At 66.4% G+C, this 11,935-nt stretch carries 13 protein-coding genes; 8 read left to right on the plus strand and 5 right to left on the minus strand.

Going from position 1 to position 11,935, the window contains the following annotated elements:
• Nucleotides 1-146 precede the first annotated feature (146 nt).
• A complete protein-coding gene (locus tag AC3B6C_RS10715; protein WP_488375973.1) occupies nucleotides 147-782 on the plus strand; it encodes a TetR/AcrR family transcriptional regulator in 636 nt (211 codons plus the stop codon).
• 52 nt (nucleotides 783-834) lie between these two features.
• Here the strand turns inward: AC3B6C_RS10715 and AC3B6C_RS10720 are convergent, their stop codons facing one another.
• Nucleotides 835-1,986 carry an acyl-CoA dehydrogenase family protein gene (locus AC3B6C_RS10720; protein WP_488375974.1) on the minus strand — a complete coding sequence of 384 codons (1,152 nt, stop codon included), beginning with the start codon at nucleotides 1,984-1,986 and terminating at the stop codon, nucleotides 835-837.
• A gap of 86 nt (nucleotides 1,987-2,072) precedes the next feature.
• Entirely contained in the window at nucleotides 2,073-2,861 is a 789-nt protein-coding gene (locus tag AC3B6C_RS10725; RefSeq protein ID WP_488375976.1) for an SDR family NAD(P)-dependent oxidoreductase, read from the minus strand.
• A gap of 142 nt (nucleotides 2,862-3,003) precedes the next feature.
• Between AC3B6C_RS10725 and AC3B6C_RS10730 the strand changes: the two genes are divergently transcribed.
• From AC3B6C_RS10730 to AC3B6C_RS10745, 4 genes are all read left to right on the plus strand, one after another.
• Nucleotides 3,004-3,816, plus strand: coding sequence for a crotonase/enoyl-CoA hydratase family protein (locus AC3B6C_RS10730; RefSeq protein ID WP_010844045.1), 813 nt, complete (start codon nucleotides 3,004-3,006; stop codon nucleotides 3,814-3,816).
• Nucleotides 3,813-4,658, plus strand: a complete 846-nt coding sequence (locus AC3B6C_RS10735) for an enoyl-CoA hydratase-related protein (protein ID WP_010844046.1) — start codon at nucleotides 3,813-3,815, stop codon at nucleotides 4,656-4,658. Before AC3B6C_RS10730 ends, AC3B6C_RS10735 begins: the two co-directional genes overlap by 4 nt.
• A gap of 130 nt (nucleotides 4,659-4,788) precedes the next feature.
• Nucleotides 4,789-5,856, plus strand: coding sequence for an oxidoreductase family protein (locus AC3B6C_RS10740; RefSeq protein ID WP_488375977.1), 1,068 nt, complete (start codon nucleotides 4,789-4,791; stop codon nucleotides 5,854-5,856).
• Nucleotides 5,857-5,877: 21 nt separating this feature from the next.
• Complete coding sequence (locus tag AC3B6C_RS10745; RefSeq protein WP_010844048.1) at nucleotides 5,878-6,642, plus strand: SDR family NAD(P)-dependent oxidoreductase; 765 nt, start codon at nucleotides 5,878-5,880, stop codon at nucleotides 6,640-6,642.
• A gap of 30 nt (nucleotides 6,643-6,672) precedes the next feature.
• Here the strand turns inward: AC3B6C_RS10745 and AC3B6C_RS10750 are convergent, their stop codons facing one another.
• The 3 genes from AC3B6C_RS10750 to AC3B6C_RS10760 form a co-directional block, all read right to left on the minus strand.
• Nucleotides 6,673-7,623: an NADP-dependent oxidoreductase gene (locus AC3B6C_RS10750; RefSeq protein WP_488375978.1), complete on the minus strand. Its 951-nt coding sequence runs from the start codon at nucleotides 7,621-7,623 to the stop codon at nucleotides 6,673-6,675.
• Nucleotides 7,624-7,644: 21 nt separating this feature from the next.
• Nucleotides 7,645-8,853, minus strand: a complete 1,209-nt coding sequence (locus AC3B6C_RS10755) for a TetR/AcrR family transcriptional regulator (protein ID WP_488375979.1) — start codon at nucleotides 8,851-8,853, stop codon at nucleotides 7,645-7,647.
• Between the two features lie 99 nt (nucleotides 8,854-8,952).
• Complete coding sequence (locus tag AC3B6C_RS10760; RefSeq protein ID WP_014925242.1) at nucleotides 8,953-9,762, minus strand: SDR family oxidoreductase; 810 nt, start codon at nucleotides 9,760-9,762, stop codon at nucleotides 8,953-8,955.
• Nucleotides 9,763-9,932: 170 nt separating this feature from the next.
• Here AC3B6C_RS10760 and AC3B6C_RS10765 point away from each other — a divergent pair, with 170 nt between their 5' ends.
• The 3 genes from AC3B6C_RS10765 (at nucleotide 9,933) to AC3B6C_RS10775 (ending at nucleotide 11,911) form a co-directional block, all read left to right on the plus strand.
• Nucleotides 9,933-11,252 carry an oxygenase MpaB family protein gene (locus AC3B6C_RS10765; protein WP_010844052.1) on the plus strand — a complete coding sequence of 440 codons (1,320 nt, stop codon included), beginning with the start codon at nucleotides 9,933-9,935 and terminating at the stop codon, nucleotides 11,250-11,252.
• 91 nt (nucleotides 11,253-11,343) lie between these two features.
• On the plus strand, nucleotides 11,344-11,538 hold the full coding sequence (locus AC3B6C_RS10770; RefSeq protein ID WP_488375980.1) for a ferredoxin: 195 nt from the start codon (nucleotides 11,344-11,346) through the stop codon (nucleotides 11,536-11,538).
• Between the two features lie 37 nt (nucleotides 11,539-11,575).
• Nucleotides 11,576-11,911 (plus strand): SDR family NAD(P)-dependent oxidoreductase, encoded by a 336-nt coding sequence (locus AC3B6C_RS10775; RefSeq protein WP_488376247.1) that lies wholly within the window; start codon nucleotides 11,576-11,578, stop codon nucleotides 11,909-11,911.
• Nucleotides 11,912-11,935: the final 24 nt, after the last annotated feature.

Consider the following 11,935-nt stretch of genomic DNA (forward strand, 5'->3'; position numbering starts at 1 on the left):
GTCGTGGTGCACAAGCGCCACGACCCGGTCGTTTGTCGTCTCCGGCGTCGAGGCCGGCGGGTAGCATGGCACGACCGTCCCCGATTTGCCGCAACGCGGACACAGAACGTGATCTGTATCTTGTATCATTGTCCCGGGAGGTAGACGTGGCGCGAAGGAAGACGGGCAACGTCCTCAGCGAGGACGTCGACGAGGCCCGTAAACAGATCATGGTGGCCGCCGAGCGCGTGTTCCAGCGGTACGGCGTCGCGAAGACGACGATGGACGACATCGGTCGAGAGGCCGGCGTCTCACGCCCGACCGTCTACCGGTATTTCAAGGACCGCGACGCCCTCATGTCGGCCTTGATCGAGCGGCGCTCACGAACCCTGTTCGAGAAGGCGCGCAAGTATCTCCTCGAGCACGAGACGTTCTCCGAGCAGCTCGTCGAGGGTCTGATCTTCCTGGTCGAGCGAGGCCGTCGCGACCCGCTCATCCGGATCCTGGTGAGTCCGGAGCACATGCAGTTGGCCGAATCCCTGGTCGGGAGTTCGGGCCTTGCGGCTCGGTTGACCGCCGAGATGTGGGACCCGATCATCGAGCGTGCGATGGACCGTGGCGAAATACGGCGGGATCTCGACAAGGAGAAGATCGCCGAGTGGATCGCGCTGGTCCAGTTCATCCTCGTCGGCCGACTGGATTTCGATCGGCCCGACGACCCCCAGCATCGGGAGATGTTGCGCAACTTCGTGCTTCCGGCGTTCATGCCGAGCGCGGTGCCCGCGGCCGAGCTGAAACGCTGACCGCGGAAGGCATGTCGCCGGACCCGGTGGTGTCGAGTCCGGCGACCGGCGCCTAACCCCGGATCAGATCCCGGTGGATGATCTCTTTCATGATCTCGTTGGTCCCGCCGTAGATCCGCTGGATACGTGCGTCGATGTACGCCTTCGCCACCGGGTACTCCATCATGTAGCCGTATCCGCCGTGGAGCTGCACGCCCGCGTCGATGACCTTGTCCTGCAGTTCGGTGGCCCACAGCTTGGCCTTGGCGGCGTCGACCGCGGTGAGGGTTCCGCGGTTGTACTCCCGCACGCACCGGTCGATGTACGCCCGGGAGACCTCGATCGCCGTGCGGAGTTCGGCGAGGGTGAACCCGAGTCCCTGGAACTCGCCGACCCGCTTGCCGAAGGCCTTGCGCTCCTTGACATACGAGAGGGTCCACTCGAAGACGGCCTCGGCCGACACCTGCGCGGCGATGCCGATTCCGAGCCGCTCCAGCGGCAGGCTCTGCATCAGGTAGGCGAACCCCGCTCCTTCCTCACCGAGCAGGCTCGTGGTGGGTACGCGTACCTCGTCGAACGACAGTTCGGCGGTGTCCTGGGCATGGAGTCCGACCTTGTCGAGTTTGCGGCCCCGCGTGAAACCCGGTGTCCCGTCCTCGACGACGAACAGGCTGAACGCGCGTGAGCCGGCATCCGCATCGGTCCTGGCGAAGACGATCACGAGATCGGCGAGGATGCCGCTGGTGATGAAGGTCTTCGAACCGTTGATGACCCAGTCGGCGCCGTCGCGTCGCGCCGTGGTGGTGATCGCGCGCAGGTCGCTGCCGGCCGCGGGCTCGGTCATCGCGATCGCGCCGATGGTGTCGCCGGTGACGAAACCCGGCACCCAGCGCTTCTTCTGCTCGTCATCGGCATGGCGGAGTAGGTAATTCAGCACGATGTCGTCATTGGTGGAGAAACCGGACTGCAGTGCCGAGGCGCCCACTCTCGCGATCTCGGTCTGGATGGCGACGCGGAAGCAGTAGTCCGTCTCGCCGGGGCCGCCGTATTCGAGCGGCACCGCGAGACCGAGGATGCCCTGCGCTCCCGCCGCACGCCATGTCTCGCGATCGATCAGGCGGTCGGCATCCCATTTCTCCATCTTGGGGACGACATGTCTGGTCACGAAAGCGCGTACCGAATCCCGGAACAGCTCGTGGTCGGCGTCGAAGAGGTCTGTCTGCATTGTGGTTCTCCTGTGGTGCTGGTGCTGATGCTGGTGCGGTTGATGCCGGGGAAGTGCCCGGCGCCGCGGTGAAGCCGGGGAAACGGTCAGTGTCCAGAGGTCCCGCCGTCGACGGCCAGGATCGATCCGGTGATGTACGACGCGGCCGGGCTGGCGAGAAAGAGTACGGCGGCGTCGATTTCGCGCTGTGTGCCCATCCGTCCGAGGGAGCAGCCGTGGAGGAAGTCGGCGCGAGCGCCGTCCGACATCTCGGCGATCATGTCGGTCTCGACGAAACCGGGTGCGATCGCATTGACCCGGATTCCCTTACGACCCGACCACTGGTTGGACAGGTCTCGGGTCAGGCCGACGACGCCGGCCTTGCTCGAGGAATACGCCGCCTGCGGCAGCGCGGACTTGATGAGACCGAGCATGCTGCCGACGTTGACGATGCTCGATCCGGGCTCCATCACCCGGGCGCATGAGCGCGCCATCCAGTAGGTGCCCAGGAGATTGACATCGAGCACCGCCCGGAAGTCGTCGGGGAGTTCGCGGGTGGCCGGGGCGGAGTGGGTGAGTCCGGCGTTGTTCACCAGGATGTCGACGCGCCCGAAATGCTCCATCGCGGCCCGGACCACCTCGTCGCATCGGTCCGGATCGGTGACATCGGACGGGATCTCGAGCGCGCGCCGGCCGAGCGCACGTACATCGTCGGCCGACTCGCGCAGCGGTTCGGGCCGGCGACCGGTCATGACCACGTCGGCTCCCGCTTCGGCGAGTGCACGGGCGAACCCCGCGCCGAGTCCGGAGCCCGCACCGGTCACGATCGCCACGCGTCCGTCCAGTCGGAACAGGTCCAGCAACGGGGTTGTCGGGGCGGACGGGTGCGTGTCCATGGGTCTCCTCTCGTCTGAACGACCCCGCGGGCGAATGCACCGAGGTTGTCGGATTTAATCTAACAGAATAAGGTTTAACGAGATGCCGGGCCGTGCGACCCTCCTGTCCACGAGTGCGGATCACGAATCCAGGAGGATGCTCATGACAGCAGGCGAGACCGATTCCGGGCACGGTTCATCCGTGGTCGACTACGAAGTGCGCGAACACATCGCGGTCATCACCCTCAACCGGCCCGAGGCGATGAACGCCGTGAACTCGGCACTCTCCGTCGGCGCCGGCGCGGCCCTCGAGAAGGCGGCGCTCGACCCGGAGGTGCGCGTCGTCGTCCTGACCGGTGCGGGACGGGCGTTCTGTGCCGGCGCCGACCTGAAAGAGATCGCGGCGGGTAACCGTATCGACGACCCGGAACACCGTGAATGGGATTTCGCCGGCATCGTGCGACATCACATCGCGAAACCGGTGATCGCGGCGGTCAACGGTTTCGCGCTCGGCGGTGGAACCGAGATCGTGCTCGCGGCCGACCTCGCGGTGATCGACGAGGAGGCATCGGTCGGTCTGCCCGAGGTGCGGCGGGGTCTCATCGCCGCCGCCGGCGGACTGCTGAGAATCCACCGGCAGGTCCCGCAGAAGGTCGCCGCCGAGATCGCACTCACCGGGGCGCCGATCTCCGCCCGGCGGGCGTACGAACTGGGGCTGGTCAATCGGGTCGCGCCTGCGGGTACCGCCCTTGCCGTCGCACTCGAACTCGCGGCCCTGATCGCGGCCAACGCGCCCGTCGCCGTCTCGGAGAGCAAGCGGGTGATGCACGAGACGTCGAAGTCCCAGCGCGGGTGGGACGACGATTCGTGGCAGGTCAACGCCTCGGCCATCCGGACGGTGTTCTCCAGCGCCGACGCGCGGGAAGGGCCCCGCGCCTTCGCCGAGAAGCGTGCACCGAAGTGGAGCGGCCGATGACCGGGGTGGCGCAGGTGACCGAGTCCGGTGTCGTGATCGTCGAGCGAGTGGGCGCCGTTGCGGTCGTTCGCCTGAACCGGCCGGAACGACTGAATGCCTTCACCGAGGACATCCGCGCACAACTCATCGCGGCCTTCGACACCTGCGACGCAGACGACGACGTGCGAGCGGTCGTCCTCACCGGAACCGGCCGGGCCTTCTGTGCCGGAGCGGATCTCGCAAGCGGTGGCGACACGTTCCTGCCCGAGGACAAGGGTGCCGACGGCTCATTCCCGGCCGACGCGGGCGGGCAGGTGGCTCTGCGCATCTACCGGTCGAAGAAGCCGGTCATCGCCGCGATCAACGGTCCCGCCGCGGGTGTGGGAGTCACCATGACCCTTCCGGCCGACGTCCGGATCGCCTCGGACACGGCGAAATTCGGATTCGTGTTCACCCGTCGCGGGCTCGTACCCGAAGCGTGCTCCACCTGGTTCCTTCCTCGGGTCGTCGGTATCTCGACTGCTGCGGAATGGACCCTGGGTGGGCGCATGGTGCCGGTCGGCGAGGCCCTCGACCGCGGCCTGGTGCGCGAGGTCGTGCCCGCGGATCAGGTGCTCGCGCGAGCCCTTGAGATCGCGGAGGAGATGACCGCAGGGACGGCGCCGGTCTCGGTTGCACTGACGCGATCGCTGCTGTGGCGCGCGCTCGGCGCCTCCGGTCCGGAAGAGGCGCACCAGGCCGAGTCCGAGGTCCTGTATCGGCGCGGCTTGTCGGCGGACGTGCAGGAGGGTGTGGAGTCCTTCCTCGGCAAACGGCCCCCGCGGTTCCCGGATCGCGTGTCCGGGATCGAATCCGATGCCTGACGCCGGGCGGAGAGTGATCGTGGACTTGGCGGCACGCTCCGTGCGGCCCTGAGTGTGGCCGGCTACCCACGCCACTCAGACCCCGCAGTGTGATTGACACCATATATAGACACTGCGTATGGTCGCGTTCATGACGCAAGCCACGACACATTCGACCCAGCTCCCGTACTCGGTCGACGAACTGACCCCTGAGTGGTTCAGCCACGCGCTGACCACGAGTGACGCCGCGGTGAGCGTCCTCGGCGTGGACATCTCCCGGATCATCTGGGGTTCGGCCACCAAGGTCTTCGCGACGCTCGAATTCTCGATCAATGAACGGGCCATCCCCTCTCACGTATGCGTGAAGGGTGGCTTCGACGAACGGAGCCGCGCGTACGGACTGGGACCGGCCTACGAGTTGGAGGGTCATTTCTACCGGGATCTCGCTCCGGACTTCGCCGCCGAGGTCCCGGCGAGTTTCTATTCGGCGACCGAGCACGATCAGGGCGTCATCATCATGGAGGACCTGACCGCACGTGGTGCCGAGTTCGGTCAGGCTACCGATCTGTGGCCGATCGACGACATCGCGACGACGCTGGAGGTCCAGGCGAAGTGGCATGCGGCGCTCTGGGGGAGCACCAAGGGTGAGCGAGCATGGCTTCCGGTGGGCGCCAAGGCGGCGCGCGATGCGTTCGACGTGATGTTGAGTCCCGAGGTGTTCCACCCGCTCATCGAGCGTCCTGAAGTTCCTGATCTGTCGGCAGGCCTTCGTGACGATGCGCGTGTACGACGAGGATTCGCGAGATTGTGGGAACTCGACGACGCCGCCGTGCACACCATCAACCACGGCGATGCACACTTCGCCCAGCTCTATCGCGTGCCGAACAGTGCCCCGGCGTTCTTGGACTGGCAGACCGCCTGCCTGGCGCCGTGGGCACACGACGTCTCCTACTTCATGGGTTCGGCACTCTCCATCGACGACCGCCGCACTCGCGAGCGGGAACTACTGCGGCACTACATCGATGCGCTCGCCGGTCACGGCGGGCCGCGGCTGGACGACGAAAGTGCCTGGTACGACTACCGACTCCATACCTTGCACGGCTTCGCGTGGATGTGTGTCCCGACGGTGATGCAGCCATCCGAAGTGGTCGAGGCGATGGCCCACCGTTACGGCGCCGCGCTCGAGGACCACGACCCCATCGGCATGCTGCTCGCCTGATCACGAGAAAAGGACTGACAAATGACAACTTTCGACAACAAATCGGTGGTCGTGACGGGTGCCGGTGGTGGGATCGGCGCGGCGATCGCCCGCAGATTCGCCGCACAGGGCGCACGGGTGCTGGTGGCCGACATCGACGGGGACGCGGCGGCCCGGGTCGCGGGAGACATCGGTGACACCGCTGTCGGCGCCGAGGTCGACGTCACCGATGCGGCGCAGGTCGAAGCGGTGATCGGAAGGGCCGTCGACGAATTCGGTGGCCTCGACGTCATGGTGAACAACGCGGGCATCGCGATCCTCGCGCCGGTCACCGAACTGACCGCTGAGGACTTCGATCGGATGATCGCGGTGAATCTCAAGGGAGTCTTCCACGGGATCAAGGCGGCGGTGCCGCATCTGGCCGCCCGCGGCGGCGGAGCCATCGTGAACACCGCGTCGTCGGCCGGCACCAACGGGATGCCCATGATCGGCGGCTACGCCGCCACGAAGGCAGCGGTGATCAATCTGACACGGACCACGGCAGTGGAACTGCGCCCGGCGAACATCCGGGTCAACTGTGTCGCACCGGCTTTCGTCGAGACCGCGTTGTCGGACAATCTGATGGAGGCGTTCCAGGCGGCGTCCGGGGGCGTCGACGCACACGAGTTCTTCACCCAGCACCAGGGCCGCCTCGGCAGGCCGGACGACGTCGCCCGTGCGGTCACCCATCTCGCCGAGGACGCGGGCGACTGGGTGACCGGTCTGACCTACGTCCTCGACGGCGGGTTCACGTCGTCGCCGATGTGACGGGCCAACGAGCTCGGGGGCGTCCGCCGGTCAGAAGATGATGAGCGGGCGCCCCCGTACTCCGCCTGCTTCGATCATCCGATGGGCATCGGCTGCCTCGTCCGGTGTGAATCGCCCGGCAACGTCGAGGAAACCGAAGCCCCCCTGGTCTGCGAGGGCGGCCAGCTGCTCGAGTCCCGCAGTGTCCGAGAGGCGTTCACGCACCCACACCTCGCGGACCCGGATGCCGCGTTCCGGTGGCGCGCCGGTGAAGGTGCGTACGCACGCCAGAACGCCGCCGTCGGCGATGCACGGGTACAGCGACGAGCCGATCAGCGCGGTGTCGAGCACCCCGTCGACGCCGCCCCCCGCGGCCGCCCGGATGCGCTGCTCGACACCGGGTCCCCGTGCTACGACGTCGTCTGCACCGTGACTCCTGATGGTGTCCGCCTCCTCGGGACGGCCGTCGGCGATGACGCGGACACCGGCCCGTCGGGCGAGTGTCATCACGAATGCGGCGAGATGGCCCGCCCCGCCCGTGATCGCCAGTGTGGCACCGGGTTGCAGGTCCAGGATGCTGAGTGCTTCCAGTGCGGTCAGTCCGTTCATCGGCAGCATCGCCGCTTCTTCCACCGTGAGCGCCGACGGCTTGTGTACCACTGCGGCCGCGGGCGTCACGATCAGCTCGGAGTGCGCCCCGCCCTCTTGCCGGCGGGGCATCACGATTCCCATGACCTCATCGCCCACCGCGAACCGGCTCGACGACGAGCCCGGGCCGACCGACTCGATCACCCCGGCGGCATCCATACCCGCGATATAGGGGGGATCGAACTGTTCGTATGCGGCGGCCACGAGACCGCTGCGCGTTGCGATGTCGGTGGGGTTGACGGCCGCGGCCCGCACTGCGATCCGCACTTCGCCCTCGCGCGGAGGACGTACGTCGACCTCGCGGACCTCGAGGACATCCGGAGGGCCGAACCGGGGTATGACAACTGCGCGCATGAGTGAGCCTTTCTCTGGGATTCAGGGTCGTCCGTATACAGCTGTGGTCAGCAACTCTCCGAGAAAGTCGGTGACCTGGTCCAGGTCGGTGAGGTTGTCGTCGCCGGCCAGTGCGCCCGCGATCGATCTCTCGATGGTCCACAGGATCACGGCGGCGAGTTCGTCGGCCGGCGGGCCGGCGACGGCGATCCCGGATCGCCGGTCAGTGGTGATCGTGTGCGCCAGATAGTCGGCCATCTGTGAGATCCCCTCCCGGTAGACCTCGCGGAGTTCGGGCCGCCTGGGCCACTCGAGCAGCGCGCTCGTCATCACCGACGTGGTCTGGGCATCTATCCGTAGCCACTCCCGCAGCACCGTACGAACAGCGGATCTGTCGGCACGGTCGATGGTGTCGAGTGCCTTGAGTCGTTCGACCGTCGAGGCGGCCACCTCTCGGTAGAGTTCGGCGAACACCGCGTTCTTGTTGTCGAAATAGAAGTAGAACGTCGACCGGGACAGACCCGCCCGCTGCACGATTCGCGCGACGCTGAGCTTGTCGAGAGGAAATTCCAGCAACAATTCGCGGAGCGAGTCCAGGATCGCGGTCGACCTCGTGTCGGCCTCCGCGGCGGCGGGCTGCTCGGCCTCTGGCCGGGCCCACCCGGGTCGCTCCACCGTGGGCGTTGTGATGCGATCCGCGGTCGCGCCGTCTGTCGGGTCCGGGGGCCGCAGGACCGAGCGGGTGAGCCAGTCCACCGCGTCGACCGCGGACGAGAGGGCCGGGAGATGCGGATCGAGTCGGCGTGTGCAAACGTACATGACGCGTTCGATGCCACAGACGAGCACGGTGGCGATCATCTCCGCCGGTGCGCCATCGGGCGCGCGACCGCAATCGCGTTCGTGTCGGATCTGCTCTGCGACCCCCGTGACGAACCGGTCGAACGTGGGGCGCCACACCGTCTCGACGTCCGGGTTGGAGTGCATGTGCTCGACGACCGCACCGATGACCCCGCCGTGTGTCTCCCACATGTTCAGCGTGGGCGCGATGCTCGCCCGCATTCCGTGTGACCGGGCGCGACCCGGCGCGGTATCCCACAGTTGCGGGCCGTCGTAGGACTCGGCGAGCACGAGTTCGGCGAGGGCGACCAGCACATCGTACTTCCCGGCGAAGTGGTGATAGAAGGCCGACCGGGAATGCGGTGTCCCGGAAATGATGTCGGCTATCGTCACGTCCTCGAACGACTTGTGCACCAACAAGTCCTCCGTCGCGGAGAAGAACGAGGCCACGGTTGCGTCCGATGGCCTCGGCTCTCTACGACCTCGCGCCGACCCGCGAGCGACCCGCACCGCTCAACTCAGCTTCGCCGAACTGCCGCATCCGACTATCCCGCCGTCGAGGGGGATCACCGAACCCGTCATGTACTTCCCGGCGGCGCTGGCGAGGAAGATGCTGAGAGCCGCGATGTCGTCGGGTTCGCCGAGGCGGCCCAAGGGGATTCCGTCGACCACCCTGTCGAGCGCCTCGGGATTCTCGGTGACGAACCGCATCATCCGGCTCTCGAACGGACCCGGTGCAATGGCGTTGACGGTGATCGATTCGGTGGCAAGCTTTTTCGCCAGATGCCTGGTGAGGTGATGGAGGCCCGCCTTGCTCGCCCCATAGCTGAAGCTGTCCATCTCCGGCACGTTGATCCCATCGGTCGAGCCGATGTTGATGATCGTGGCGCGACCGGATTCACGTGCGGCACTGCGTAGTCCGGGGAGCAGTGCGACGGTGAGGTGGAAGACGCCTTCGAGGTTGGTGTGCATTACCTTGTCCCATCCCGCGTCGGGGAACTCCTCGAGAGGAGCACCCCAGGTCACGCCCGCGTTGTTCACGACGATGTCGAGTCGTTCGTCCTCGGCCAGCACCTGCGCGGCCAGTGCGCGCGCAGATCCGGGATCGGAGACGTCGCCGACGATCCCCGTGGCCGAACCCGACTCCGACAACCGCGCCACCGCGGCATCGACGCCGGCCTGCTTGCGTGATGACACGATGACGCGTGCGCCGGCTGCGGCGAAGCCCTCGGCGATCATCAGCCCGATCCCGCTCGTTCCGCCGGTCACGAGCGCTCGGGCGCCGGTGATGTCGAACAGTGGGTATGGCGAATTCCGGGTCATGGGTGCTCCTCGAACGGTCGGTGTACGGCCGACCATACACCGTGTTCGGACACGTTGACTGTGTTTTGGAGCACAACTAGCGTCGCAACCAGTGCGAGGTCATAGTCCAGACCAGGCCGCGCAAACCCGGCTCCCGGGCCTTAGCCGCAAGAACCGCAAGGAGGAATATCGTGACCGCTCAACTCATTCCGCAGATACGTGAGGGTTCGCTCGATGTGCCCGAGGGATTGCCCCGCGGCATCGACCTCGGACGCATCAACAATCGACAGGAAGCCGTGATGAAGTACGGCCGTGACTACGTGGAGCGCATGACCGATCATGCCCTCCTCGGCGACGATCACGCCTACCGCGCATTCCTGGATTTCAAGGACAAGTCGAAGAACGCGTCCTGGAAGATGTTCGAGCAGGCCCTCGACCACGGCATCGATTCGCTCGACGATCCCTCGGACGGCCTGGTCGGATTGTTCGAACAGCTCGACCACATCCCGGACTGGGTGGACTTCGATCAGCTGTATCGGGGTGCCGTCGCATACTGGCGAGTCGGCTCGGTGGCCGGCATGGTCCTGACGTATTCGTCCATCGGAGCCGGCTTTTCGATGTACAGCTCGACGCGGCCGGTTCTGTTCAGCGGCCGTCTGAAGGATGAGTCGGCCGTCGGTGGCAGACTGACCGAGAGCTTCCGCTACGTCGTCGCCGCGCACACCCCCGGCGGCATGCGCCGTGATCAGGACGGTTTCCGCCTGACCGCCAAGGTGCGCATGATCCACGCGGCGGTGCGGCACACCCTGAGCCATTCCCCGCATTGGGACTGGCCCAGTTGGGGACTGCCGATCAGCAACCTCGATTCGATGAACACCCAGGCGGGACAGTTCGGCACGCAGTTCGTCGACGGCGTCCGCGCCTCGGGGATCAGCATCAGCGATCGGGAAGAAGAGGACATCTTCGCGCTGTGCCGGTACGTGGGTTGGGTGATCGGGGTGCCCGAGGCCGTGCTCCACACAAACCCCGACGACGCCCGGATGAAGGTGAACTTCCACAAGCTCATCGAGCTGCCGGCCGACGACCTCTGCCGAGACGTGGTCAAGACGATCATCGAGTACAGCACCGAGAAGCCGCCGGGCGACGTGGAGATCCTGCCCGGACCGGTGGCCGCGTTCATGACCACCGAGCGGCGGCGGCATCTGGCGTGGGCGCTGATCCGGAACTGGCAGCCCGACTACGTCAGCGAGATGCTCGACGTGGAACGCACCCCGTGGCGTTTCGCGCTGCCGACAGTTCGCCCGCTGGTCAAGGCCTTTGACCGGGTGGCGCGAAAGCTGCCTCACGACGACGAGGCGAAGGCCTTCAAGACCCTCAGGCAGTTCACCACGGCGATTGCCACGCCGGAGGGCGGGAAGTCTGCCGAAGTCGCCGACCCGGACACGCTGACGAAAGACATCGCAGCCAACAAGGGCAAGGTCCCGAAGGCATCGATGCGATCGGCGGGCTGACGAGTCTGGTGGTGCGGGGAGCCCCAAGTCCCCGCACCCCTGCTCGGGTTCGTCCGTGGCCGTACCGTCCCGAAGTACCGAGGTATTCGACATGAAGGTGACCATCGACCTACCGGCCTGTTTCGGTCTGGGTGCGTGTGAAGCCGCCGCGTCCGACGTGTTCGAGGTGGGTGACGACGGCAAGGTTCATCTGCTGGACCCGGGCGGACCACTCGAGGCCTACCGCGAACAGATCGAGGAGGCGGTCGACGACTGCCCGATGCGGGCGCTCCGAGTCGAGGGTTGAGGTCGCGCCCACCCTGGAACTCAGTGAAGAGGACAACATCTCCTCGACCGCGGGCATGGTATCCATCGTCGGGTCCCCGAATGTCGCCTACGTGGGCAGCAAGTTCGCCTCGCGCGGGATGACCAAACATGTTGCCGTGCAATACGGTCTCGACAACATCCGGGTGAACTCGGTCCATCCCGGTTATATCAAGACCCCGATGATGGCGGCCGCGAGCGGTGCCGATGGCGGCGGAATCGTTCCGTCGATTCCCCTCCGGCGGATGGCCGAACCCGAAGAGGTGTCCAAACTGGTCCTCTTCCTGGCCTCCGATGACTCGTCATACATCAGCGGTATGGAGCACGTCATCGACGCGGGTCTGACAGCGCAGTAGATTCCGCTCTTCCCGGTGACCCGG

This window comes from Gordonia sp. 11cp, from assembly GCF_057767225.1.